The following is a 23455-nucleotide window of genomic DNA, read 5'->3' on the forward strand; positions in this document are numbered from 1 at the left end:
TCCGGCGCCGGGATCCAGCCTCACGTCCGTCGGTGGCGCCGCTCGACGTGATTCGGCCTGTACCGAACAACGGCATTCCCGGAGGATCGTCTCGAACGGTGTCGTACGGGGGACGGGGAGCCGTGGTCTACCGCATTCACTTCACGGTCGACGATCTGGCGCGGACACGGGTGTCGCCGTGCTCCCTTCCGCTGATGGAGCTGGGGGCAGCCGTCCGCACCCTTCAACAGCCCAGCCACGCCGTGCGGTTCGGTGCCTGGCGGCGCCGCGCCCTGGCCGACCTGCGTCCCGAGGCCCGGATGGTGCTCGATCTGATCCGGACCCGCCGCTGGGCGCCCGACTTCCTCACCTGTGCCGAGTCGGGTTCGCCGGAGGAAGTCCTTGAGCGGGTACGGGCCACGCCGCGCGCACGGATCCGCGGTGACCTGGAGCACGTGGCGGCCGGCTGGCCCCTCCCCCCGTGGGCCAAGGGCCTGGCCGACGACCGCGACTTGTTCCAGCGGCTCTGCGACAGCCTGGAGCACATGTACTCCGTGCTGCTGTCCCCCCACTGGGCGCAGATCACCAGCAACGCCACGGCCGAGGTGGGGATGAGGACGCGCCAGGCCCTGACCGGCGGCATGGAACACCTGCTCAGCTCCGCGAACCCCCACTGCGTCCGCTGGAACGCCCCCGTACTCGAGGTCTCGATGCCCAGCGGCCTCGACGGCGACCTCCTGCTCGAAGGCCGTGGACTCCTGCTCGTCCCTTCCTACTTCGGACTGCGGTGGTCCGCTGTCTGCACCGCCTCCGCACCCCAGCCCGTGCTCACCTATCCCGCCCACACCCCCTGGGACGCGCGATCCCCCATCACCCGGCCCCCGCACGCGGAACACCACGCAACCGGGTCACCGGCACTGTCCGCGCTCCTCGGCCACACCCGCGCCGCCGTCCTCATCAACATCGCGGGACACCCGGGCTGCTCCACCAAGGAACTCGCCCTCCTGGCCGGCGTCACGCCTCCCACGGCGAGCGAACACGCCACCACCCTGCGCCAAGCGGGCCTGGTACAGACGGCCCGGCACCGCAACACGGCCCTCCACACGCTCACCGCGCTCGGCACCGCGCTGCTCAACTCCCCGTGAAGGATGCGGGGAATGGCCGAGCCGCCGTTCAGCGGACCCTCCGCCGGCCGGGATGCACGGTGCATCGAGCGAACATCTCGCCGTACGCGTCGGGCGAGCGGGTCAGCTCTTCCCGTCCTCGGCCCAGGTGATGTCCATCTGGTCGATGAAGTAGCGGCCGTCGAAGCAGAGGAAGACCTTGTACGTCGTGTCGTTGTCCGCGATCCAGGTCTTGTTCCACTGCACGACAGTCCCGGCGCCGTCCCGCTTGGGGAAGTAGAGGCCCTCGCGGCGCTGCGGCTGGTTGTAGAAGCCGTGCCGGTTGGCCAGCCGGTACGGCGTTCTGATGAGGGCACCGCTGTAGTCGTCGAAGAGCGCGGCGGGGAAGTTGGTGTGGGCGACGAGCTTCGGCGGGACGTAGTGGACGACGACCTCGTCGCCGTCCACGTAGCGGGCGGGTTCCCCCGGCAGCCGGTGGAAGGCCTTGCGCACGGCGCCCCCCGCACGCTCGTAGCTGTCGGTGAAGGTCACGAGGCTGCCCTCTCGGCCCTCCTGGTACCAGTCGCCCTGGGAGTACTGGTCGAAGTCGAAGGTCCCGATGCGGGTGCCCGGGGCGAGGAGTTCGCCGGGGACCTCCCGGAAGGTGGTCGCATCGAAGATCTGCTCGACGGTCCGCCGGTCCAGTTCGTAGCGGCGGGCCGGCACCCGGACCTGTCCCGTCCCCACCGGCAGGTCGGTGGCCTTCGGCGCCGGAGCGGGTGCGGGCTTCGGAGGTGCGACGGGCGTGGGCGCCCAGGCGGTGCAGTTCCGGTCCTCGGCCCCGGCGCCCTTCTCCAGGATCAGCGGTCCACCCGGCCGCTCGGCAGCCGGGTCGGCCAGGCCGAGGAGGCAGTTGGAGGAGTCGTGGAGGGCCATCATCCGACCGGTGTCACGCTGGACGAAGGCCCGCCACGCCTGGCGCCAGTACGAGGAATCGCTGCCGGTGTCGGAGAATTTGGGCCGCAGCGTGACGGCGGCGCCCCTGCTCGTGCCCTCGGCGGTCAGGTACAGGCCGGTGGCGGCGTGCCGGATCCGGTGGTTGATCACCCGGAACCGTTCGGCCACCCACTGCTCGCCGTCGGCGCCGGTCTCCGGCCCGAGCACCACGGGGGTGCCCTCCAGGCTCCCCGCCGAGACGCCCGCCACCAGGCCGGGTATGCGGTGCAGGCGTAATACGAAGGTCTCGGTGGGCCAGTCGACCAGCATCTTCAACAGCCTCTCGGTAGCCGGATGTGACATGAAGTCACCACATGCTCACCCGATCGGGTGGGGATGCGCCAGAGCGCATGGCACGCCATAGGTGCCGCACCAGGAGGCTGTGCTCCGGCACCGGCCGAAGACTGGGGTTCCTGGTGGCCGTTGTCAGGAGCTGGTGGGGGTGCGGTGGTCGTCAACCATGGTGGTCGGGCTTGGCGGCTGCTGCTTCGGCGGCCCGCTCGATCGTCGCGAGTCGGGCTTCCGAGGCGGCGGTGTCGCGGCGCGGCGCCGCATGCGCGGCTGTGGTCCCTGTCGAGCCGTCGAGTTGTTCGCGGAGGATGTCGGCGTGTCCGGCGTGCCGGCTGGTCTCGGTGAGCATGTGGACCAGGATGTTGAACAGTTTTACGTCGGGGCGTGGCCACCAGGGCACGTGGCCGGGGGAGCCGATGGTGAGGGCGGCGATCGTTGCGTCTGCGTGCTCCCACGCGCGACGGTAGCGATCGGTGATCTCTTCGCGTGTCTCGTGCTCGGTCGCCCACACGTCGGCGCCGGGCTCCGCGGCGTCGTCCCACCGGGGCAGGGGTTGGGGGATTGGTCGGTCGAAGACCTCCCCGAAGTACCTGGACTCCAGGACCGACAGGTGCTTGACGAGGCCGAGGAGGTTGGTTCCCGTCGGGGTCAGGGGCCGGCGGACGTCGTACGCGCCGAGCCCGTCGAGCTTCCACAGCATCGCCTGTCGAGTCTCGCGAAGTTCGCTGTGTAAGTACTCTTTCGCGAATTCATCGATCACGGGGCATGAGCCTGTCATGCGCGGCCGGCGGGCTCAACCTGCCACCCGACCCGGGCTCCGGTCAGCCTGAGACGTCCTGGACACGGCCCACGGTGACTGCGTGCGTCGCGGGCGGACTGTCGGGCGGAGCTGGGCGTGGGGCGTAGCCGTCCGGGGCAGCGTGCCCCATTGAGCCCGCCGACCTCAGCGGCGGCCAGGACGTGGCCGACGGCGGGACCTGGGGGTGTTGTTGCACCTGCCGTAGCGGCATGTGCTGTCCTCGAAGGCACCACAGCACGAAAGGCTCCGTCTACGATGTACCCCTCCGTCACCCCTCCCCGCCAGGTCAAGATCGGTGATGCCGCAGCGTTCGCCGGGACCACCCCGCGCGCCATCCGCCACTACCACCAGATCGGTCTGCTGCCGGAGCCCGAGCGAGGCGGGGACGGCCGCCGCCGCTACGGCTACGACGACATGATCCGCCTCCTCTGGATCCGCAAGATGGCAGAGGCCGGCATCAGCCTCGACGACATGCGGGCCGCCTTCGACGAAACCCGGGGCATCGAGGAGAACCTGGGCCGCCTGGAGGAATCCCTGGCCGCCCAGGAAGCCGACATCAGACGTCAGCGCGCCGCCCTCCAGCGCCTGCGGGCCGTGGGCAACCCGCTGGGGTTGCTCTCCGACCTGGTGACGGACCGGCTCAGCCACCTGCCCCCTGGTGCGCTGCGACCCTCCGACCTGGAGAGCCTGCTGGTCACGGAACGGGTCTTCGGCCCGCTGGGCGCCGCGGTGCAGGCCAGCGTGTTCATCGTGCTGGCCACCCACCCCGACCTGCGGGCTGAGGAGGACCGTCTCGACGCAGCCGAGGCCGCCCTCGACGACGGCGTCGACCCCGGTGACCCTCGCGTCGACGAACTCGCCGCACAGCGATTCACCCACCACAAGGCCCTCCATCAGGCCATCGAGGCTGCCGGGCTGGACACGGCCGAGGAGAAGCTCTTCGAGATCTACGATGCCGACCTGCAAGGCGAGGAAACCATCGAGATGAGCGCCTTCGAAGCCGTCACCAAGATGCCGTACGACTTCTCTCCCGCCCGGATGCGCTGCATGGAACTCACGGCACAACTCCTCGGCCAGCACGACTCCGCAGACGACTGATCGCCTGTGCCCGGAACCGACGCGGCCCCGCCGCCGGTCGCGTCCATCCGGTCGGACCAGCCGCATCAGACGTCGAGCTGAGCTGTAACCGAGAGCCCACGCGGTCATGCCGACGCCGTCACGGCCACGGTCCGCCCCATGCACCCGGCGTGATCTCAGCACGCTCGGGGACGGCGGTGGCGGAAAAGGGCGTTCGGCCCCAGCCAGGGTCAGCGACGCGGCCTGTCCGATTCCGCCGTCTGATCATCGTCAGGCGGCTCGGCTGACGTCCAGCCGTTCGGACGACGCCTCGTATCCGGCCGCCCTGTAGGCGGCGACGGCGGCAGCGTTCGAGGTCGGGGTGCTGACGAGTGCGCTGGATGCACCCAGTTCACGCAGCGCCGCCGCAGCGGCGACGCTGATCGCCGTCCCGTAGCCGCGCCCGCGATGGTCGGCGTGCACGCCCACCGGCTCCAGCAGGCCGGGCTTGCCGGGCCCGGCCGACCAGACCGTCGCCGCGGCCACCGCGTTGTCCTGGTCGTCGTAGCCGATCAGGCAGCGGGCGTCGGCGTAGACCGGCCCGGCCACGAGGACATGCCAGATCTCCTCGGTGAACATCGGGCTGTTGAACGCCGAGCGGTGCACTGCGGTCCGCACCCCCGCCGTCTGCGGACCGGCCACCTCGACCCGCAGGCCGGAGTCCTGCACCGGCTCGGAGAGACCGCGGCGCAGCGGCGTCCACGGCTCGTCCAGATTCCAGCCCGCCTCCAGGAGGACCTCGCGGAGCAGAGCGCCGTCGGGGAGCTCGAGGCCGACCTTCCCGGGCGGCAGGACCCCACGCTCCGGATCGCTGAGGTCCGCCAGCAGCCGGCGCGCCAGAGCGCCGTCCTGTCGCAGGTCCGGCGCGGTCGTCAGACGCAGCACATCAGGGCCGTCCAGAAACCCGACGGCAACGATCCGTCCGTCCGCACTCCAGGTGCGCACGGCCGCGGCCAGCCGCTCCGCGCCCAGCGCCCAGGCCCACCCGAGGTCTCCCGGGTGGAGCTGCAGCGGCGTGCGGTCGTCCTGCCATACGCGAAGGGCAGCCACGGCCCCGGTCAGCCCGTCGACGCCGGGCTCGTTGAGAACGATCGTCATGCCCCGCATCCCACACCGTCGCGGCGACCGGCCGCACCTGGTTTTGACTCGATCACTGACGGCAGACCCGGCAGCCGTTCGACGAACACGCCCCTTCGCCCTCTGCCTCCGACCGAGGGCCGGTCGCCGACCTGGGCTGCGGACCCGGAAGGGTGACGGCGCACATGGCCGGACTCGGCCTTTCTGTATTCGGCATCGATGTGTCCCCAAAGATGATCGAACTGGCCCGAAACGCCTATCCGGACCTGCGCTTCTCTGTGGGCTCCATGACCGAGCTGGAGATCGAGGACGACACACTCGGAGGCATCCTGGCGTACTACTCCACCCATCACACGCCTCCAGAGCTGCTGCCGGTCGTGTTCGCCGAGTTCCACCGCACCTTGGCACCCGGCGGACATCTCCTCCTCGCCGGCCACGTAGGCACCGGTGAGCACCGTCGTCCCACACACGGCTATGGCGGTCACCCTGTGTCGTATACGTCGTATCGGCTGTCCACACTCCAAGTCGCCGAGCTGCTGAACCAGGCCGAACTCACCGTCACCGCTCAGTTGGTGCAGGAGCCCGACGAGAACCTGAACTGGAAGTTCGCCAGTTTCCTGGCCTACAAGCCAACTACCGAGAAGCCAGCTTGACTTCGTAGCCCCAGCCGGATCCGCAGACTGGCCACCGCGGACGCGGTACCGCCACTCGGTGGTGAGTCGAGCAGACGCCGGTAGCGTGGAGTTCACGGTTCCTTGAATTCAGGATCCTCTGTACTGCCGTGGGGTGTTGACTCTCGCTTCCGAGGTCGAGGTCCTGGCGCGGTTCGGCCGCGCGCTCGCCGCCCCGATCGGACGCCCGCGGGTGCAAGCCGGGCTGCGGCTGCCGCTGACCGCCCCACGGCTGCCCCCGGACCGCAAACAGGACGTGGCAGCCCCATGCCCCAGGGTGTCGATGCCGTCACATGGCCTGGATACCGTTCTGCCATGACAGAGGAGGCTCCCATCACCACAGCTCAGGACCCGATCGCCGACCACGTCGCCGTCTGCCCCGTCACACCCCTGTTGGTGGAGCAGATCGTCGGCCTGGCGGAACTGCAGTGGGACGACCGAGGGGTCCTCGAGACGGCGATGCGGCGTCTGGGCTGGTGCGAGGGCGACGACTTGCCGTTGGAAGACACTTTCGTCACGGCCGAAGGCCATCTCGCCCACCTCGGGAGCCATCTCGCCCTGTCGTTCGCCCACTTCTACTGGGTGGGCGGCGAGACCTGGGGTGAGGACTTCTGGGGCACGTTGTCCGGCTGGTCCAGCCACGAGAACGCCGGACGGGAGGTGTTCGATGCGCAGATCGACGCCGCCGTCGCCGAGTTCAGTCGGCGACTCGGTCCTCCGGAGCGCGACCTCAGGTCGGAAGGAGGCGCCCTGGCCATGGGACCCGGCGAATGGCGGCACGCCGCCTGGCGCCGCGGGAGCAACCTCCTGGTCATCGGCCCACGCCACGAAGGGCTCTCCTACTTCCAGTTCGAGGAGGCCGTGGTCTACATCGGATCGGTCGAGAAGACCGCTCCATGGCCTGCCCTCCACGATTTCGTCGCCTGACCACCTGGCGACACCTCGCCACGGGCCCGAACGTCACCCGCGGGCATGTGCGCCGCATGGGCCTCCGCCTGCGCGAAGCCAGCCCTGCCCTACCCCGCCCGCTCTGGACGCATCGGCGGGAATCCACAGGCAGGAGCTGTACATCCGGCCCGCACGGCTTCCACAGCCCGGACACACCGCAGCCCGGACACACCGCCGTCAGGCTCGGCGGGCGGAAGCGGCGAGCCGGTCGGCGAGCGCGACGACAAGGCCGCGGAGTTCGTCCGGTCGCTCGATGACGAACGGCCGGTCGAGCGAGGCGAGTACAGGCGGCAGCCAGTCGAGCCGCTCCGCCCTCAATTCGACGTGGAGCCAACGCTCGGCGTGCGGATCTGCGCCTTCCGCGGGCGCGGGCTCCTCCACGCTCGCGACGCTGGCGGGAAGCCGGGCGCGGATCTGTTCGACCGTCCCGTGGATCCGCAGGGTCACCTCGTGCCGGTACGCGGCCTTGGCGAGCCCCGACAGGACGCGTTGTGCGGGATCGAGTTCAGCGGGCGGTTCGAAGGAGCCCGGCAGGGCCCGCGCGTCCGCGACGCGATCGAGCCGGAAGGTCCGGGCCTGGCCGATCCCGGGATCGGTGCCCGTGACGTACCACCGGCCTGCGTGAGTGACGATTCCGTACGGGTGCAGCGTGCGTTCGCCCCTTCGGCCGTCGCGGGTGGTGTGCCTCATCGAGACCGGGCGGCGATGGCGTACCGCGTCGGCGAGGGCGAGCAGGACCTCCGCCTCCGGGGCGGCCAACTCTCCAGGGGGAGCCGTAAAGGCGAGGGATTCCATGACGGCGTCGAGTCGGCGGGCGAGACGCTCGGGCAGCGCCCGGCGGATCTTGGCCGCCGCCGTCTCGCCCGCGGGTTCAGCCGCCGTCAGCAACCCCGTCCTGCGGCCGGCGACGAGGCCGAGCAGCACGGCGAGCGCCTCGTCGTCGTTGAGCATGAGCGGAGGCAACCGGTATCCGGGCGCGAGGCGGTACCCGCCGTAGCGGCCACGGACCGCCTCGACGGGGATGCCGAGGTCGACCAGGTGGTCCACGTACCGCCGCACGGTGCGTCCGTCGACGCCGAGCCGGTCGGCGAGTTCGGCCACCGTTCTGATGCCGCCCGACTGCAGGAGTTCCAGGAGGGTGAGTACACGGCTGGTAGGTCGAGCCATGTCCACGAGCCTAGCGTCGATACCGGACCGATTCTGTCCACTATTTGCTCTAGCGTCCGAAGGGCAACGGCTTCGCCAACCCCGAGGAGAGCAGCATGGACTTCGTATCGATCCGCATCATCACAGGCGACGTCGCGCGCCTCGTCGACTTCTACGAGCGAGCCACCGGAGTGCGGGCGGACTGGTCCACCGAGGACTTCGCCGAACTGCGGACCACCGGCGCGACCCTCGCGATCGGCAGCACCCGCACCGTGGCACTCTTCGCACCCGGCTCCGCCCGTCCCGCCGACAACAACACCGTGATCATCGAATTCCTCGTCGCCGACGTGGACGGCGTGCACCGGAACCTGGCCGATTTCGTCGCCGACTTCGTGACCGAGCCCACCACGATGCCCTGGGGCAACCGATCGCTCCTGCTCCGTGACCCCGACGGCAACCTCGTCAACTTCTTCACCCCAGTCACGCCGGCGACCATCGAGAAGTTCGCCCGCTGACGACTGCGCGGCCACCTCGCGAGACCGAGCCGACAGCACGCTCCGTACCGGCCCGGTCGTCTGAGACGCCGAGCGAATCGGACCAGATCACTCGGAACCAGGACCAGATCGAACGAGACGAGACAGCGAGCCTCCCTCGGCGTGCCGCTGTCACTCTCGCCGTTCTGGGCCGAGGCTGGTGGTACGGCATCGACGTGCTCCTCGCCCCTGCGGGACGCCGCGTCATCCCTCCTTCGTGGGAGGGCGTGCCATCAGCACGATGTGGGCCGACACCGTGCGGCACACTGCCGACCATGGCCAACGGTGCACGGTTGCGCGGGACGTCCGCGACGGTTCTGATCGTGTCGATCATCTTGGCTCTCCTGGCGGCCAGTTACCTGATCCACACCTTGCGGGCCACGGCGCCCTTCGCCAGTCCCGTCGATACCTTCGTCGGTTCGCTCGGGCTGCTGTTCCCGGGGATCTTCGCGTTGTGGCGGCGGTCCAGGCCACAGCCGCCGCAGACCCCTCCCGCCCGGGAGGAGTGGCTCGCCCCCCTTGCGAGGGCCGAGCGTGATCGGCTCCGGGCGGATCTGCGGGGCCGCGGGGTCGAGGTGGCGTGTATCGCTGTTCCGTGGGAGCCGGCGCCCGAGCTCGCCGACGACCGCGTGACGCAGGCCTACGGCCCGCCGGGCACCGGCCGCGTCGACCGGTTGCGGCAGGAACTCTGGACCGGACGTCGGCCCGCGCGGGTCGTCATCTGCGGTCCGGCGGGCTCCGGCAAGAGCATCACCCTGCACCTGCTGGCCGAGGAACTCCTGGCCTCGGCGACCAGCGGGCAGACCGTCGACGGCCCGGTGCCGGTGGTGCTGTCCCTGGCCGGCTGGAACGCACGCCAGCCGCTGTACCCATGGCTGATCGGACAGATCGCCGACCGCTACCCGGCCGTCGTCGGCCCCGAGAGCGGAGTCGAGGCGCAGGACCTCACCCGCGCCCTGCTGCACGACGGCGTGCTCGTGCCGTTCCTGGACGGCTTCGACGAGGTGACCGGCCCGGAGCGAGCCGCGTTGCTGCGGGCACTCAACCAGACTCTGGGCGCGGGCCTGTCGATCGCATTGGCCTCCAGGGAGGAACAGCTCCGTGAGGCCGTGACCGCGGCCGGAGCCGTACGGGGATCCGTCGCGGTTCGTCTGGGACCCCTGGAGCCGCAACACCTTGCCACCTTCCTGGCCGACTCGCGCACACCGAACAGGCCGGCCTGGCTTCCCCTGCTGGATGCGATGCGCGCCGGGACAGCGCCCTGGGCCAGGGACGCCTTCGCCACCCCCCTCATGCTGTGGCTCGGCCTTCAGGTCTACGGCGGCAACGCCGCCGGCCCGGCGGAGCTGGCTGACCCGTCGCGGTTCCCCTCCGCCCAGGACGTCGAGCGGCACCTTCTGGCCTCGTTGATCCCTGCCGTCTTCGACCCGCTGAACAACGGCTTGCAGACGGGGCAGCGCTGGACAGCCCGTCGCGCCCTGCGCCTGTTGCGCTTCCTGGCGGAGCAGCGAGGCGACGGCGGCATCCGGTGGTGGACGCTCTACCGCCGCGCGCAGTGGCAACTCGCCTTGGTCTACGGCCTGGTGCTGACCGCGCTGGCGGTGGGCTTCTCCGCGCTGTCGCAGGCGGCGGGGACCGCAGTGGTGGCAGGCGCGCTGTGGGGGACGGCGTGCGGCGCCGCCTTCTCCATGGCGTACGTGGTCACCCGGGCCGAGGAATACCGCAACCGCTCCGCCGTACCGGGCGGATTCCGTTCGGACCTGGGCGGCCCGATCGTTGTGTCCAGGGTCGTTCGGCTGCTGCCTGTGGTGACCGCGGCGGGGGTGGCCACTCAGCTCTTCGCGGGCCTGCTGTTCGCTCCGTTGGACTGGCCCGACCTGTGGGCGCTGCTCGGGCAGGGGACGGTCCTGTCGGTCGTCGCGGGCCTCTGCGGCGGATTCGCCGCGGGAACCCTGCTGGAGCGCGTGCGCACGCTGGATGTGAATCTGGCCCCGGCGAACGCCACCGGGCCCCTTGAGCTGCTACGCCGGGACAGCAAGGTCACGGCCGCGTTCGCCCTCTGCCTCGCTCTCGCGACGGCGCTCGTGACATGGATCGCCTGGTCACTGAATCTCGAGGGGGCACCCCCGGGCGCGTTCCTGGCCGGGGCCGCCGCGACGGCCGCCGTGGTCGGCCCCGGACTGTTCACCGCATGGCCGGCTTTCCGGGCCGCCCACGTCTGGTACGTCGTCAGCGACCGGCTACCGCTGCGGTTCAGCGACTTCATGACCACGGTTCAGAGCGCGGGTGTGCTCCGCGAGGAAGGGATCACGTACCACTTCCGGCACGCGCTGCTGCGTGCCAGCCTGCGCACGGGGAGCCGGTAGCCCGCGAGCGGACTCGGTCGAACTCAGCCAGGTAACTCTCCCTGCGGGAAAGCCCTCCCACCGCGATCAGGTTCGCCAAGGGAGGCACATGGCTATGCTCCCGGTGATTACCTGTCCGGCGGAACCAGCCGACCGGCGTCCGTAGCGTGCCCTTTCTCCCATTCCGTAACGACGCACCGACGACCCACTGGCTGGTCATGGCAGCGATGGTCGTGGTGGCCGTGTGGAGCGTGTTCCGTGGGTACGGCGGTGGAGGTGCAGCAGCGCGGCGCTGGTCATGTCCGCGGCGCGACGCACGGGGTCGGCCAGGGCGGTGATGTGGGAGGCGTCGAGCACGGCGGCGCCGACCGCGGCGACGATGGTCCCGTCGGGTGCGTGCACGGGGGCGGCCGCCGTGTGTATTTCCAGCGTGTCGAGGCCGACGGCAAGGCCGCTGTCGCGGGCTCGGGTGAGGAGCCGTCCCCATTCGTGGGCCGAGTACGGCGGTGGTGGCTCTGTCCGCGGGGTGTCGATGGACATGATCTGTTCGGCCACCGATCCGGGCGGCAGCAGTGTCCCCGGGCCGCAGGAGAGTACCTCGTCGACTTCACCGAGGATCCCGCACACGATCATGGCGCGATCGGTCTCGGGGACGGCCAGGCCGAGGCTCGTGCCTGGCGCGATCGACGCCAGCTGCCGCATGGGATGACGTGAGGCCAGGCGGAGCGTGCGCGCGGAGGACTGCCAGGACTGGCCGAGCTGGAACATCCGCGAACCCATCCGGTAGCGGCCGTCCTGGCGGCGCACGGCGCCGAGCACAACGAGCTGCTCCAGCAACCGGTGCGCGGTGGCCTTGGGCAGGTTCGCGCCGGCGGCCAGCTGGGTCAGACCGGCCTCGCCGACCCGGCCGAGTTCTTCGAGCAGCGCGAACGCGCCCTCCAATACGCCGCGCCCGCCGTTTCCGGGTGCTTGTGGCCTGACCTCCATCGCCGCTCACTCCTCGATGGCCCCTGGGCCTCGATGCTCGCCGCCGCTCCGATGCCCGGACAGGTGCCGGTCCGCTCAGCGAACCGAACCCTGGCTGTATTGCCTGCGCGCGGAGATCGTTTCTCGCGAAAGACCTGAGCTCTCCATCAATTGCACTCCATCAAAGTCAAGGAGGCAACAATGAAACGCACGCCACTGCCGGCGCTCAGGAGTGGAATCCCACACGAGACACGCTCCTCCGCGCCATGGCGCATCGCGTCGACCGTAATCCTCGCAGTAGGCCTTCTCCTCACCCCAGTGACAATGAGCACGCCGTCGCCGGCGGCCGCTGCAGCGCGGCTTGAACCGACGCTTCAACAGGTGTCGATCACCTTTTTCACGGTCGACCAGAACAAAGATCACGACACCCACGTGCGCATCACCGTCTACGACCGGAACAACCGCACCATCGCCTTGGCCGATGGAACATATGGCGAATTCCGGGAGCGCACGTACTCGCCCCGAATCGAACTCGAAGTGACGAGGGAGATCCCGCTGTCACAACTGCGGGGCGGCCGGGCCAGGGTTCGCATCGAGATCACCCCCAACGGCAACGACACCTGGACATTCAACTTCCGCGCGCCCTTCCTCTTCACTGAAGGGGCGAGCGCAGAGGTATATCAACGAGAACGTGTCGCCGTGAGCGAGGACTACCGAACCTGGGAGACCCCGATCACGTGACGGGGTGACGCCCAACTGCATCCCCTCTCCGGTGCGCCTGACGGGCATTTCCGGTGCCACCTTGGCTCAGGCGTTCCGCCGCACGGGCTGGCCATGGAGTCCGTGTCCCTTGGGCGAATGAGGTCCGCAGCTGACGACGGCCGCGCCCTGTTCGGCGCGGCCGTCGCCATGTTCGCCGTCGGCAAGTTGTGAACCCTCAGCGTGGTGAACCCCAAAACCCCTGGCCAGTAGCCATTGCTGATGGTGGTCGGGGAGGTGGTACTCGGGCCGGTCACCGTCACCGGCATCCAGGCCTCCGGCCACGGCTTCAAACGCGCCGGAAGATCACATGACCTGCTGGACAGTGCTCGGAGGCGAAACCCCTCGATCCGACCTGCACAACGAAGGCCCCCCACGGGCGCCGCGGGCCTTCGCCGTCAGCGCTCCAGCGTCGGACCGCTACGAGGAGACGGCGCGGATACTACGAGCAGCAGGTGCAGCCCGGCTTGCAGCCGGGGGCGGCGGCTTCGGCGGTGGGATGCACCTCGCCATCAGACGCCCGAGGTGAAGATCCCCTGATGCCCGATCGTGATCAACCGGCGCACAACCACGTATGGACTCCGGCTGTCTGAAAGGCGCCGGAGGGCCTCCCTCCGGCGCCTTTCAGTACTAGAGATACAGAGATGGAAAGATCGTGGATCAGGTGAGCAAGAAAGTCTGGAGAGCTGCCGTGGCCGGTGGCGCGGCGGCGGTGTTCACGGGCGTGGCGGCAGCGCCGGCCGGGGCGGCCGAGGGCGGGGTCTCCTTCACCCGCGTCCAGGTGAACGGCGGCAAGCCGATCGTGATCGGGGTGGCCAAGGAGGTCGCGGTGCCCACCTCCTTCCGGATGACGACCACCCACAAGTGGAAGTGGCCGGCGGTGTTCCTGTACCGCGGCAACACGGATGACCGACTGTGGCACGCCATCGAAACGAGCGACTGCCACGAGGTGAGCTCGGGCGTCTGCGACTTCAACGAGACCATGTACTTCGACCCCAGTGTGTGGGACATGCGCAACAGCGAGGCCGGAGCCTGGAAGGTCGCGGCCGAGGTGTCCTTCAACGGCGGCGGCGGTGACACGGACGACAAGGGCCTGACCGCCTACGTCAAGCGCAACTCCCGCCTGAGCGTGAACGCCGCGCCTGAGCCCGTGGCCAAGGGCAGGACCATCACCGTGACCGGCAAGGTGACGCGGGCCAACTGGGAGACGAAGAAGTACGCCTCGTACGGCGGCCGCCTGGTGAGCCTGCAGTTCAAGCCCAGCGGAGCGACCTCCTACACCACGGTGAAGAAGGTGCGCGCCAACGCCTCGGGTGATCTCAGGACGACCGCGAAGGCGTCCAGGACGGGCGCGTGGCGTTGGGCGTACTACGGCAACACCACCACCGGACCGTCGACTTCGGCCGCGGACAACGTCGTGGTGCTGTGAGAAGCCGTCCCTCGAACTCCTGCGAGTTCGAGGACAGGCGCTGAGCGGTGTGAGGGCGCCTGCCGGGGTTACCACTCCAGCAGGGCCCAGCACCGTTTTGCCGGCTCGTCGCGTTCAGGATCGGCGCCGCAGGACAGCAACTCGAGGACAGCGTTGCCGCTGATCTCGGCCGGCCCCAGGAGAAAACGACACCAGCCACCCCGAACGTCTGGCCGTCGACCAAACCTTCAGGTTCCGAATACGCAGGAAAGGGGCCGCCGCCGGAGCCGGCTACGCGCTCCGGGTCGAGAGCCAGGTGTCGATGACCTCGGCGACAAGGGCGGCTCCTCGGCTGTTCTGATGGATGTGGTCGGTCGTGAGCACGAGACCCCGGCGCCGCGAGATCGTGTCGAGGCTGCGGCGCAGCAAGGCGCGCCGGACGACGACGCTGACGCTCGCTGCGGGCGTCGGGTCCTGGTAGGGGATCGGTGGCGGGTTGGCCTGGCGTAGCTCCTCGGTCTGGCGTTCGTGGAGCGGGAGATAGGTCGCCTTGGTGGTGGTGGCGACCTCGGCGATCATGCGGCTGTACGCCTGTGATGCCTGCGCCGCGGCTCCGTCGAGTTGCTGGCCGAGGACCGGGAGGGACAGCAGAGCGATCGTCGCGTCGGTCTGCGTTCGCAGCCGTTCGACGACGGCTCCCAGGCACTGCTGGAACCAGGCGGCCGACGGGCGTTCGGGGAGTTGTTTGCGCTTCATGGCCTGCTCGACGGGGTAGCCGGGGAGGCTCGCTCGGGCGTCGTTGGTCCCGATCAGCACGGTGATCACGTCGGGTGGGTCCGCGACGACGGCATCGAGGCGTTGTGCGAGGTTGTGGGCGAAGTCGCCGTTGACGCCGAATCGGGCGAGCCGTACGTCGCCGGGAGGCCGGCGTCGTTGGAGAAGGTCCAGGTAGTCGACGCTGAGTTGTGCGCGGGTGAGGCTGTCGCCGAGGCATGCGACACGGGTGGTCATGGTGTGCGCGGGCCGGATGTGCCGGCGTGCTCGGTCGGGCGGGCTTCGGTCCGGGGACGGTGTTCGGTGCCGAGGCCGGCGGTGATGGTCAGGATGGACGCCGGTCCCGCCATGTCGACCGCGTGCCATGTCCCGGCCGGGTTGACGGTGGCCTCGCCCGGCCCGAGTACAACCCGGTCGGGCACTCCGTCCACTTCACGGGTGACCGTCACGGACCCGCTGAGGCAGACGACCAGTTCGTCGCCGGCGGGGTGGCGCTCCCACTGGTCGTCGGGGCCGTCGCCGTCGAAGATCGTCACCATCCGGCCTTCGGCGCCGTCCGCCGCGATCGCGGCGCTGTAGGCCTGGAGCACCTCCGGGGCCCAGGCGAAGCCCTCGATGGGTTTCGCTCTCGACCCCAGTCCGAGGTGCACGGGGGTGGTCCGCAGGTCGATGGCGTGGGGTTCGTGATTGACGAGTCTCATGCCGATGATCGTCACAGGACTGCAAGAGGGCGGTCTTGAAGGAAAGGGAACGAAAAGCCGACGCGATGGGCGGCGTCTCGGCGACTACCCGGCCCCGAGCAGGACCTCGCCGCGACGCCATGCTGTCGGCGATCGGCCCGTGAACTCGCTCCAGTCCCGGACGAGATGGGCCTGGTCGGCGTAGCCGGAGACGGTCGCCACATCGGCCCACGGGAGCGGGTCGTGCAGGGTGGCCAGTTCGTGCGCGTGCTCGAAGCGCAACACCCGGGCGAAGGTCTTCGGCGACAGGCCCACCTCGCCGCGAAACCGCTCGGTGAGGTACCGGCGGCTCCAGCCCAGTTCCGCGGCGACCTTCTCGACCTGGACGCGGCCCCGCGCGGCCAGGAGGCGGCGCCAGGCCTCGGCCACTTCGGGGCGCACCCGAGAGACGGGGTCGCCGCTGGCGCTGCGGCTGACGGCTCGCAGCAGCAACTCGTCCAGCGCGGAGAACCGCGCGGTCCATGTCGTCGCTGCGCGGAGCCGGTCGACCAGCTCGACGCCGAGCGCTCCGAGCAGTTCGTCGAGTGGGACCAGTCGGTCGGCGAGATCAGCGGCGGGCATGCCGTAGACGGCCCGGGCCCCGAGCGGTGTCAGCGACACCTGTACGCCTTCCTGGTGTCCGTCGTGGTGGATCGCGACGGACCGCCGCATCAGACCGCCGGCCACGCTGTTGAACCGGTTGACCGGTGACCCGTCGTCGACGCCCGCCGCCACCTCCAGAGGGCCGGACAGGCTGATCACCGCAGTGAGCACGCGGCCCGGCGGACCGCAGTGCACCCCGGCCGGGAACCCACGAAGATCGAAACCGACATACGAGCCGACGTACCGCCGCAAGGCGGGTGCCGGACGTGCATACATCCTGGTGGCCGCATGGTCTTCCACCCTCGCAGTGTACGAACCGGCAGTCTGCTGGTGGGCTCGCCGCTTCAGCTGTCGCTAGATCCTGTCTGACAATTCCCGTCCAATCAGCGAGGTTCGGCTGAGTTGGCAATCGGGAGGTGCGCCGACCGTCCGGCGGGGATTACCGGGCAGGGCCTACGAACGGCGGGCCAGCAGATGGGCGTCGAGGAAGCCCCTTTCGGAGGCTGGATCGTGGAGCAACCGGGCGAAGGGAACGAGCCCGGCGTCGGCCAGCAGTTCGGCGAGGCGATCCGCCGGCCAGCTGTAGGCAGGTGCCACTTTGTGGTCGAAGCGGACGGGTTCTTGTTCGTCGGTCCCGAAGAAGGAGACCAGGAGCAGGCCATCCGGCGCCAGGACGCGTGCCTGCTCGGCGAGCAGCTCCGGCAGTTCTCCCGGAGGGGTGTGGATCATCGAGTAGTGGGCCAGTACGCCGCCGAGCGCGGCGTCCTCGATCGGCAGGGATTCCATCCGCGCCTCCTGGAAGCGCAGCGCCGGATAAGCCTGCCGGGCGTGGTCGATCATGCCGGGGGCGAGGTCGAGTCCGAAGGCGTCCAGGCCCAGTTCGTGCAGCATGGCTGTCAGATGTCCGGGACCGCACCCGACGTCCGCTGCCCGCGGGTTGCCCGTCGCGCGCACCAGTTCGGCGAAGGTGCCGATCATGGTCCGGGAGAAAGGCTGTGTCTCCAGTCGGTTTGCGAACAGCGATGCGTACAGCTCGACGACTCCGTCGTAGGCCGTCCTGGTCTCGTCCTGATGATTTGCCACGGGCAGGACTCTATAGCCGGTCTGATAATTGATCTTGTGGCAGGTCGAGGTGAGTTGACGGATGCGGCATGGGGGCGGATAGAGCCCCTTTTGCCCCAGGTGGACGGACGGGGCCGTCCGTGGCGTGATCACCGGCAGGTGGTCCACGGCGTGCTGTGGCGGCTACGGACCGGGGCTCCTTGGCGCGACCTGCCCGAGCGGTATGGGCCGTGGCAGACCGTCTACGAGCGGTTCGCCCGCTGGGAGGCCGATGGCACGTGGGCGAAGCCGCTGGAGCATGTCCAGGTCCATGATGACGCGGGGAGCCGGGTGGAGTGGATCGTCGCCGTTGACTCCACGATCAACCGGGCCCACCAGCACGCCGCGGGCGCCCGTAAAAGGGGGACGCAGACAGGGACGAACTGGAAGATCCGGGCCGCTCGCAGGCGCATCAGGCACTCGGTCGGTCCCGGGGCGGGCTGACCACCAAGGTCCATCTCGCCGTCGACGGCCGGGGACTGCCGCTGTCGATCGTGCTCACACCCGGAAACGTCAACGACGCCACCGCGTTCGCCGATGTCCTCGACGGGGTCCGCACCCCGCGCGTCGGCACGGGCCGCCCGCGCACGACACCGGACCGTGTGCTGGGTGACAAGGTCTACTCCAGCAGGGCCGTCCGTCATCTGCTGAGGCGTCGGGGCATCGCCGCCACGATCCCCGAGCGCCGCGACCGGGTGGCCAACCGTCGACGCAGGGGGCGCTTCGGTGGCCGGCCACCCGCCTTTGACAGGGAGATCTATCGCGACCGCAACGTGGTCGAACGATGCTTCGCTCGCCTCAAGCAGTTCCGTGCGATCGCAACCAGGTTCGACAAGCTCGCGGACCGCTACCGCGCGGGAGTCGTCCTGGCCTCCCTGATTCTCTGGCTCCGCGAAACGGCCAGGTGATCATTTGTCAGACAGGCTCTAGCCCCCGCCCGCCCACCGCGAGCCCGGAACCGGCCACCGACCGGACACAGACCCGCCGCCGTCGACGCACCGCCGCGGCACACATGCTCCGCGGCGCCTGCTACGGCATCGGCACCGGAGTCATCGGCCTCATCTTCGTGCTGCTCCAGCGCGTGCTGTAGCCGCCGCCCCTGGCAGGACATGCCCCGTGGGAGCGCTCGCCGATGGCCCCCAGGGAGCCGACCCATGGCACAGCCACGGGCGCCGGTGGTCCGGAACTTGAACTACGAACGAAGATCCACACAGCAGGTGGGTCGCACAGAAGACTCTGTGCGGCCCACCTGCTTGTGCCCTAGGGGTGCCGCTCACGCCCTGTTTCCGTGGAGATCAGGCCGGCGGCCCGCTGTGGAGCTCAGGTTCGTCGAGGGCGGCCAGGGCAGCTTGCGCCGCGACCACGACCTGCGGCCACAGGGGGGATCGGAGGAACTCCGCGTCTGGAACATCCACACCTACGTTCTCCAGTACGGCGTCGAGGGCGCGGGCCAACTCCTCCATGGCCCGCACCTCTTGCTCCGACGCCAGCGTGTTCCCGAGGGCCGCCTCAGGCGACGCGAGGACAGTTGTGTCGTCGTACAGGATGTGCACGTTCAGCGTGAGGTCATCGTAGTAGTCCGGATGCGGGTATGTGCGATCGATCCACACCTTTTGCTGGTGTTCGGGGGAGGCGAGGGCCCGGACGGCGCTGACTACTTCGGCGCGCATCTCGGGGAGGTTCACGGCTTTCCTTGCGGTCACGGCTTGTTCCATGCCTTCCACTTGACCCATTCGTCCACGGGGATGTGCGCGGCACGGGGGTTGTCCTTGATCGAGCCGTTGATCACCTTGCCGTCGCGCCCGATTATCTTCCCGCCTGAGTTGATGACGACGTGATCGACCTGCTGGTACTTCTGAGGGTTGCTCGGTTCGCCCTTGTCGATCCGCACGCCGTTGCCCTTACCGTCGTTCCAGCGGTAGCCGACGCCCTTCTTGTTGAGCGTCTCGTACTCCTTCAGTGAAGGCGGGATCTTGTCATAGGCATTCCTCGGGAGCCATCCGTCGACCTTCCCTGTCGCCTTCTCGGCCTTCATGGCCTTGGACAGGTCTTCCGCCGTGATGACCTTCTTGCCCGCCTTCATCCAGCGCAGAAGCACCACGGACCCGAGGATACGGTCAGTTCCACTGAGGCCCTGCCCGGTGATTTTGTCCTTCCCGGTGATGCCCTCGATAATCCCCTTCCCGTCGCCGATCCCGGGCACCAGGTCCAGGAGGGCGGAGAGGCCAACTCGCAGTTTGGCGTTCTCTAGTGGGGATTTTCCGGTGACAATTCCCTCGAGGGTGATCGGGAAGTCGATGTGAACGCGATCAGTGATCTTATTGAGACCCTCGGCAGCCTTGACGAATTCAGGGATGACCTTGTTGAGGTCGCCCATGGCCTTGTTCGCCTCGGCGATCCCCTTGTTGGCTTCGGCCAGCCCAGAATTTGCCTTGTCGATGCCCTTGTTCATCTCCTTGAGGCCCCGATTGATCTGATCGACGCCCTTGTTCATCTGGTCGAGGGCGCCGCTCATCTTCTTGAAGCCCTTGTTGATGTCCTCAAGGTCCTTGTGGAGCCCCGGGTCGGAGATGAAGTCCGCGAAGCGACTGACAGCAAGAGTTCCGTAATACACGGCCTTGCCGAGTGCCCACGCCTTCTTGCCGGTGTCCTCGACGTCGAGAAGGAGATTCGCGAACTGCTTGTCGGCCTTTGCTTCGAGGCGCTTTATCTCGGCCTTGGCTGTCGGCGAGCTCCCCTCAATGGCCGAGATGACCTTCAGCGCATCCACATACTGATTCATATGCTTCTTGATATCGGCGCTGACGGCCTTGTCGCTTACGCCTCGGTCATCTTGGGCCATGGCGTGGCCGATGATTATGAGGGTAGGAATCGCATAGACGCTTACCCGGCCCATGTCCGAGAGGCAGGAAATCCTCTCGGAGAGAGGGGTGTCATCGCACTTGGTGAGTGGCTTCTTCTTGGCTGCTGAAACCTCAGCGGCTACGGCCGTTCCGCCGGTACATGAAAGAGCCGCCGCGAGCGCCAGGGATGTCGCCTTGAGCTTCCATGGACGCGTCATGTATTCCTTCTTCTCGTCTGTAGGTACGCCGAGTAGAAGGACCTCGAAACTGCGCAGGGAATGCACGCGCTTACCCAGCCCTCCCCGGCGCGCCAGATGATCCTATATGCCCCTTTCCGTCCTGCTGGACACGCACCTGCGACGCACGGCTCTCCGCGGCCATCGTCAAATCCGGTACCTGCAAAGCAGGCCTGAGGCCCGAGGGAAGGACGAAGACACGTGATGGCCGCGGCTGCCGGGCTGGCTCTCCGTCGTCGGCGGCAAAGCCCTCGCGGCAGAGGACGAAGTCCCCGCACCGGGGCCCTCGCCGCCCACCTGATGACGGGTGACCACGACAACGACCTCAACCAACGACGCGTGCTGGTCAAAGCACCCGAGGGGCTCCGCCCCGGTGCCTGTCGGTGCCGCCTGCCCGAGCGCAGGCGGCGCCCCATCAGGTGGGAGACGCGGCGTGCATCAACTCGAGCCACCGCTGTTCTCCGGGCGTGGCGCCGTCGGGGTCGCACCGTGCGCAGCGCTCGCTCTGCCCCCCACTGCCCTGGCACGGCCGGTCACGTCGTGCCGCTTCGTCCCAGGCCCGCGCCGTCCTACTCGCCGACCGGTCCCAGTCCTGGATCCTGTTGAGGTACTCCGTCAGACCGGCCAGGGATGCGACGAGGCGGTCCCGGAACTCCTGCAACGCATCAATGCTGTGCGTGTCGAAGTAGTCGTCGACCGTGTCGTCGCCGTCCGCGATCCGGACGAAGGGCCGGCCCGGGGCGCCGTCGGGCAGCGTGTAGGCGTACAGGTTCATGTCGTAGCCGGCGCTGCGAAACAGGGTGTGGTGATTCAGGGTGAGGCCGGCCATGGGGCCCATGTGCAGCACTCGGGTCACATCGGTGCCGTCCGACCCGCTGTGGTCCTCGGGGCACAGGCGCATGCTGCACCAGGCCGGGCAGGTGAACTCAAGACAATGAGTGTTCGTCATCACCCTCGGGGTATCGGCGCCCGGTCCGTCGACCTGAAGCACGCCGGGATCGCGCATCGTCACCGACGAGGACGAGGTCGCGCTCATGCTTCATATCGGGGGAGGGGCCGTCTTCGGCACGGCCGCCGGACAGTTGTGAGGCGCTGACGGCCGGTCAGGCGGCCGCCTGTCTGATCTCCTCAAGGACGCTGTCCAGCACGTCGCCGCCCACCGCGACGGGAACCACACGCACCACAACACCCGGCGCCTGGCGCCGTTTCACCTCGGCGTCCGCCGCGCGCTCGCTGTAGGACACCACGCTCACGTGCAGGACCCTGTCCGCCCCGCGCGAGATCACCTTGAAATTCTTCACCCTGACCCCTCCTGTACTGGTTGATCACGAGGAGCTTGCCAGACGCCACTGACAACGGCCTGCTCGTCCAGTGCGTTGCCCGGGGTGGCCGGAGTGGTGCCGACGGGCGGTCCAGGCAGCGGGACGCCGGGCTCGGGCGAGCGGGGCGTGAAGGCGGTGCCCCGGCCTTGTGTCGGGATTCCCGCGAGTTCCTTCTGTTCGGCGCATCCTCTGCTGCCCTGCTGCCCTGCTGCCCTGCTGCCCTGCGGCGCTGGGCCACGGCCGAAGGCTCGCACCACCGATGACAACGGTGCGTAAGGAATGGAGTACATGCGGATGTGAGTCAGGTAACAAAACGTCAGATCGTCAGGCAGGGGGTGGGGGCCGACGCGTACGCTTTCGGAGGCCCCCGAGGGATATGAAACCCATTCTGACCTGCGTAAATGCTAATGATCAAGCGTTTGCGTACCCCTCTCCTGCCTCGCATCCTTTCCAGCAGACCGCGCACTGGGCGCGGCAGACCTGGAAGGAACACGGACATGAACGTCCTCAACGAGACTGTGGCTTTGGGCCTCGCTCTGGGTGTCGGCTCCAACATGCTGTACGCGGTGGGCACTCACGGCAAGACGAAGGCCAAGCAGGCCCTGCTGTGGCTGATCCAGCGCGAGAAGAACCGCGACACTATGAACCAGACCCTCGCCGCGTTCGGCCCGGACGCGGACGACCTGGCCGGCACCTACGACGCCACGCTCGGCACCGGCTGGGACAGCAACGACTACCGCGACCACGTGGAGGCCAAAACCCCGGAGTGGGCCGAGCGGCTGGCCGCTCACCTGATGGCTCACCCCGACGCACTGGATGATTTCCGCGCCTTCGAGGCGCACGGCATGGACGCGGCCATGGACTTCAACAAGGTCACTGTGGGCGGCAACATGCCGGTCGCCACGGCCAGCGGGACCGGGGCGTTCGGCAACGTCGTCGGCGACGGGACGACCATCAACCAGTACATCGCTAACTGATCCGCCTGCGGTTCGGCGGGCCCGGACGAACTTGGGCCCGCCCAGGTACGGCTACGGCTGCATCAGCCGTCGGTTCGCCTGGCGGCGGGCGCCGGGCACTCGGCGACTGCCAGGCCGCCCGCGAGGTATTGGTCGAGTTGTCGAAGGGCCGCGGGTTCGAGTTTTCCGAAGGGGGCTTCCTCCGTCAACGACTGCTGATGTTGCGGGTGTCTGGGGCGGCACAGGAGGCGAGTGCGAGCCCTCACGGGCGTGACGGCACCTCGTGGCCGTCGCAGCGCCGACACGGCCCCTACGGGCGCGCGTACGACATGTCCGCCGCCGCGGACCCGCTCACCTGTGGAAGGGCCGACCAGGAGCACCACTTCGGGTCCGAGGTGCCCAAGAACGCGGAGCTTCCAACAGGATTCGTTCACCACCGCGGCCGCGGTCCTGCAGCGCCACCCGGACTGGAGCCGGAGCTGCCGCCCGCCGAGCCGGGATGGCCGATCAGATCCGCAAGCACCTGAAGCCGCGCACCACGTCGTGGATGGACCTGCACCCCCACGCTCGCGGCCGATGAATCCGCGTACGCAACGCACCCTGAGCGCGCCGCGGACGTCCGGGCCCGCGGCCGGCGGCACACCGGGAAGGGCCGGCCCCCCGTCGGCCTCGCCGGACAACGGGGCCTTGAGGCGCGGACGTTCGACGAACTCGCCGCGATCGACGGGCCGCTGAGCGTCGTCAGCCCGCCCGGAGAGCCTGAC

The 23455-nt window shown here is 68.9% G+C and carries 21 protein-coding genes and 2 pseudogenes; 10 read left to right on the forward strand and 13 right to left on the reverse strand.

The features are described 5' to 3' along the window. The first annotated feature begins 122 nt into the window (after window positions 1–122). The gene (locus tag AB6L24_RS19695; protein WP_405656880.1) at window positions 123–1124 is read left to right on the forward strand and encodes a winged helix-turn-helix domain-containing protein; all 1002 of its coding nucleotides are present in this window, start codon (window positions 123–125) and stop codon (window positions 1122–1124) included. A 102-nt stretch (window positions 1125–1226) separates the two neighbouring features. On the opposite strand, the gene AB6L24_RS19700 is transcribed toward AB6L24_RS19695, so the two are convergent. Beyond that, window positions 1227–2381, reverse strand: coding sequence for an RICIN domain-containing protein (locus AB6L24_RS19700; RefSeq protein WP_405656881.1), 1155 nt, complete (start codon window positions 2379–2381; stop codon window positions 1227–1229). Window positions 2382–2532: 151 nt separating this feature from the next. Then, a complete protein-coding gene (locus tag AB6L24_RS19705; protein ID WP_405656882.1) occupies window positions 2533–3129 on the reverse strand; it encodes a DinB family protein in 597 nt (198 codons plus the stop codon). A gap of 294 nt (window positions 3130–3423) precedes the next feature. Between AB6L24_RS19705 and AB6L24_RS19710 the strand changes: the two genes are divergently transcribed. Then, window positions 3424–4266, forward strand: coding sequence for a MerR family transcriptional regulator (locus AB6L24_RS19710; protein WP_405656883.1), 843 nt, complete (start codon window positions 3424–3426; stop codon window positions 4264–4266). Between the two features lie 249 nt (window positions 4267–4515). Here the strand turns inward: AB6L24_RS19710 and AB6L24_RS19715 are convergent, their stop codons facing one another. Beyond that, window positions 4516–5382, reverse strand: coding sequence for a GNAT family N-acetyltransferase (locus AB6L24_RS19715; protein WP_405656884.1), 867 nt, complete (start codon window positions 5380–5382; stop codon window positions 4516–4518). Window positions 5383–5489: 107 nt separating this feature from the next. Between AB6L24_RS19715 and AB6L24_RS19720 the strand changes: the two are divergent. Continuing rightward, window positions 5490–6014 (forward strand): annotated as a pseudogene (locus AB6L24_RS19720) (class I SAM-dependent methyltransferase); the annotation flags it as partial. A 333-nt stretch (window positions 6015–6347) separates the two neighbouring features. Further along, window positions 6348–6959, forward strand: a complete 612-nt coding sequence (locus AB6L24_RS19725; RefSeq protein ID WP_405656860.1) for a hypothetical protein — start codon at window positions 6348–6350, stop codon at window positions 6957–6959. A gap of 198 nt (window positions 6960–7157) precedes the next feature. Here the strand turns inward: AB6L24_RS19725 and AB6L24_RS19730 are convergent, their stop codons facing one another. Beyond that, window positions 7158–8147, reverse strand: a complete 990-nt coding sequence (locus AB6L24_RS19730) for a helix-turn-helix transcriptional regulator (protein WP_405656885.1) — start codon at window positions 8145–8147, stop codon at window positions 7158–7160. A 95-nt stretch (window positions 8148–8242) separates the two neighbouring features. On the opposite strand from AB6L24_RS19730, the gene AB6L24_RS19735 reads away from it, so the two are divergent. Together AB6L24_RS19735 and AB6L24_RS19740 are read left to right on the forward strand one after the other, a co-directional pair. Beyond that, window positions 8243–8641, forward strand: a complete 399-nt coding sequence (locus AB6L24_RS19735; protein WP_405656887.1) for a VOC family protein — start codon at window positions 8243–8245, stop codon at window positions 8639–8641. Window positions 8642–8934: 293 nt separating this feature from the next. Further along, complete coding sequence (locus AB6L24_RS19740; protein WP_405656888.1) at window positions 8935–11025, forward strand: hypothetical protein; 2091 nt, start codon at window positions 8935–8937, stop codon at window positions 11023–11025. A gap of 195 nt (window positions 11026–11220) precedes the next feature. On the opposite strand, the gene AB6L24_RS19745 is transcribed toward AB6L24_RS19740, so the two are convergent. Further along, complete coding sequence (locus AB6L24_RS19745) at window positions 11221–11991, reverse strand: helix-turn-helix domain-containing protein (protein ID WP_405656889.1); 771 nt, start codon at window positions 11989–11991, stop codon at window positions 11221–11223. A gap of 303 nt (window positions 11992–12294) precedes the next feature. Between AB6L24_RS19745 and AB6L24_RS19750 the strand changes: the two genes are divergently transcribed. Both AB6L24_RS19750 and AB6L24_RS19755 read left to right on the forward strand, forming a co-directional pair. Further along, on the forward strand, window positions 12295–12711 hold the full coding sequence (locus AB6L24_RS19750; RefSeq protein WP_405656890.1) for a hypothetical protein: 417 nt from the start codon (window positions 12295–12297) through the stop codon (window positions 12709–12711). Between the two features lie 682 nt (window positions 12712–13393). After that, window positions 13394–14158 (forward strand): hypothetical protein, encoded by a 765-nt coding sequence (locus tag AB6L24_RS19755; protein WP_405656891.1) that lies wholly within the window; start codon window positions 13394–13396, stop codon window positions 14156–14158. A gap of 270 nt (window positions 14159–14428) precedes the next feature. Here AB6L24_RS19755 and AB6L24_RS19760 read toward each other — a convergent pair whose 3' ends face one another. The 4 genes from AB6L24_RS19760 to AB6L24_RS19775 all read right to left on the reverse strand — a co-directional run bounded on the left by AB6L24_RS19760 (window position 14429) and on the right by AB6L24_RS19775 (window position 17316). Then, window positions 14429–15148, reverse strand: coding sequence for an SGNH/GDSL hydrolase family protein (locus AB6L24_RS19760; protein WP_405656893.1), 720 nt, complete (start codon window positions 15146–15148; stop codon window positions 14429–14431). Further along, window positions 15145–15612 (reverse strand): cupin domain-containing protein, encoded by a 468-nt coding sequence (locus AB6L24_RS19765; RefSeq protein ID WP_405656895.1) that lies wholly within the window; start codon window positions 15610–15612, stop codon window positions 15145–15147. The genes AB6L24_RS19760 and AB6L24_RS19765 overlap by 4 nt, the downstream gene beginning before the upstream one ends. A gap of 84 nt (window positions 15613–15696) precedes the next feature. After that, window positions 15697–16533 carry a helix-turn-helix domain-containing protein gene (locus AB6L24_RS19770; RefSeq protein WP_405656897.1) on the reverse strand — a complete coding sequence of 279 codons (837 nt, stop codon included), beginning with the start codon at window positions 16531–16533 and terminating at the stop codon, window positions 15697–15699. Between the two features lie 153 nt (window positions 16534–16686). Beyond that, complete coding sequence (locus AB6L24_RS19775) at window positions 16687–17316, reverse strand: class I SAM-dependent methyltransferase (protein ID WP_405656898.1); 630 nt, start codon at window positions 17314–17316, stop codon at window positions 16687–16689. 36 nt (window positions 17317–17352) lie between these two features. On the opposite strand from AB6L24_RS19775, the pseudogene AB6L24_RS19780 reads away from it, so the two are divergent. After that, window positions 17353–18264: pseudogene (locus AB6L24_RS19780) on the forward strand (IS5 family transposase). A 365-nt stretch (window positions 18265–18629) separates the two neighbouring features. On the opposite strand, the gene AB6L24_RS19785 reads toward AB6L24_RS19780, so the two are convergent. The 4 genes from AB6L24_RS19785 to AB6L24_RS19800 all read right to left on the reverse strand — a co-directional run bounded on the left by AB6L24_RS19785 (window position 18630) and on the right by AB6L24_RS19800 (window position 21714). Further along, window positions 18630–19049, reverse strand: a complete 420-nt coding sequence (locus AB6L24_RS19785) for a hypothetical protein (RefSeq protein ID WP_405656899.1) — start codon at window positions 19047–19049, stop codon at window positions 18630–18632. Then, window positions 19034–20461 carry a pre-toxin TG domain-containing protein gene (locus AB6L24_RS19790; protein WP_405656901.1) on the reverse strand — a complete coding sequence of 476 codons (1428 nt, stop codon included), beginning with the start codon at window positions 20459–20461 and terminating at the stop codon, window positions 19034–19036. Before AB6L24_RS19790 ends, AB6L24_RS19785 begins: the two co-directional genes overlap by 16 nt. A gap of 367 nt (window positions 20462–20828) precedes the next feature. Continuing rightward, window positions 20829–21449, reverse strand: coding sequence for a hypothetical protein (locus AB6L24_RS19795; protein ID WP_405656902.1), 621 nt, complete (start codon window positions 21447–21449; stop codon window positions 20829–20831). Between the two features lie 67 nt (window positions 21450–21516). Then, entirely contained in the window at window positions 21517–21714 is a 198-nt protein-coding gene (locus tag AB6L24_RS19800) for a hypothetical protein (protein WP_405656903.1), read from the reverse strand. Window positions 21715–22232: 518 nt separating this feature from the next. On the opposite strand from AB6L24_RS19800, the gene AB6L24_RS19805 reads away from it, so the two are divergent. Next, window positions 22233–22712, forward strand: a complete 480-nt coding sequence (locus tag AB6L24_RS19805; protein ID WP_405656904.1) for a hypothetical protein — start codon at window positions 22233–22235, stop codon at window positions 22710–22712. Window positions 22713–23455 lie beyond the last annotated feature (743 nt).

Origin of the sequence: Streptomyces sp. RK9, assembly GCF_045070545.1 — a bacterium.
Classification (GTDB): domain Bacteria; phylum Actinomycetota; class Actinomycetes; order Streptomycetales; family Streptomycetaceae; genus Streptomyces; species Streptomyces alboflavus.

Coding starts and splice junctions, on each gene's coding strand:
- AB6L24_RS19700 (WP_405656881.1), bottom strand. CDS start 2,381: ATGTCACATCCGGCTACCGAGAGGCTGTTGAAGATGCTGGTCGACTGG.
- AB6L24_RS19710 (WP_405656883.1), top strand. CDS start 3,424: ATGTACCCCTCCGTCACCCCTCCCCGCCAGGTCAAGATCGGTGATGCC.
- AB6L24_RS19715 (WP_405656884.1), bottom strand. CDS start 5,382: ATGACGATCGTTCTCAACGAGCCCGGCGTCGACGGGCTGACCGGGGCC.
- AB6L24_RS19725 (WP_405656860.1), top strand. CDS start 6,348: ATGACAGAGGAGGCTCCCATCACCACAGCTCAGGACCCGATCGCCGAC.
- AB6L24_RS19730 (WP_405656885.1), bottom strand. CDS start 8,147: ATGGCTCGACCTACCAGCCGTGTACTCACCCTCCTGGAACTCCTGCAG.
- AB6L24_RS19735 (WP_405656887.1), top strand. CDS start 8,243: ATGGACTTCGTATCGATCCGCATCATCACAGGCGACGTCGCGCGCCTC.
- AB6L24_RS19740 (WP_405656888.1), top strand. CDS start 8,935: ATGGCCAACGGTGCACGGTTGCGCGGGACGTCCGCGACGGTTCTGATC.
- AB6L24_RS19745 (WP_405656889.1), bottom strand. CDS start 11,991: ATGGAGGTCAGGCCACAAGCACCCGGAAACGGCGGGCGCGGCGTATTG.
- AB6L24_RS19750 (WP_405656890.1), top strand. CDS start 12,295: ATGAGCACGCCGTCGCCGGCGGCCGCTGCAGCGCGGCTTGAACCGACG.
- AB6L24_RS19760 (WP_405656893.1), bottom strand. CDS start 15,148: ATGACCACCCGTGTCGCATGCCTCGGCGACAGCCTCACCCGCGCACAA.
- AB6L24_RS19765 (WP_405656895.1), bottom strand. CDS start 15,612: ATGAGACTCGTCAATCACGAACCCCACGCCATCGACCTGCGGACCACC.
- AB6L24_RS19785 (WP_405656899.1), bottom strand. CDS start 19,049: ATGGAACAAGCCGTGACCGCAAGGAAAGCCGTGAACCTCCCCGAGATG.
- AB6L24_RS19795 (WP_405656902.1), bottom strand. CDS start 21,449: ATGAGCGCGACCTCGTCCTCGTCGGTGACGATGCGCGATCCCGGCGTG.
- AB6L24_RS19805 (WP_405656904.1), top strand. CDS start 22,233: ATGAACGTCCTCAACGAGACTGTGGCTTTGGGCCTCGCTCTGGGTGTC.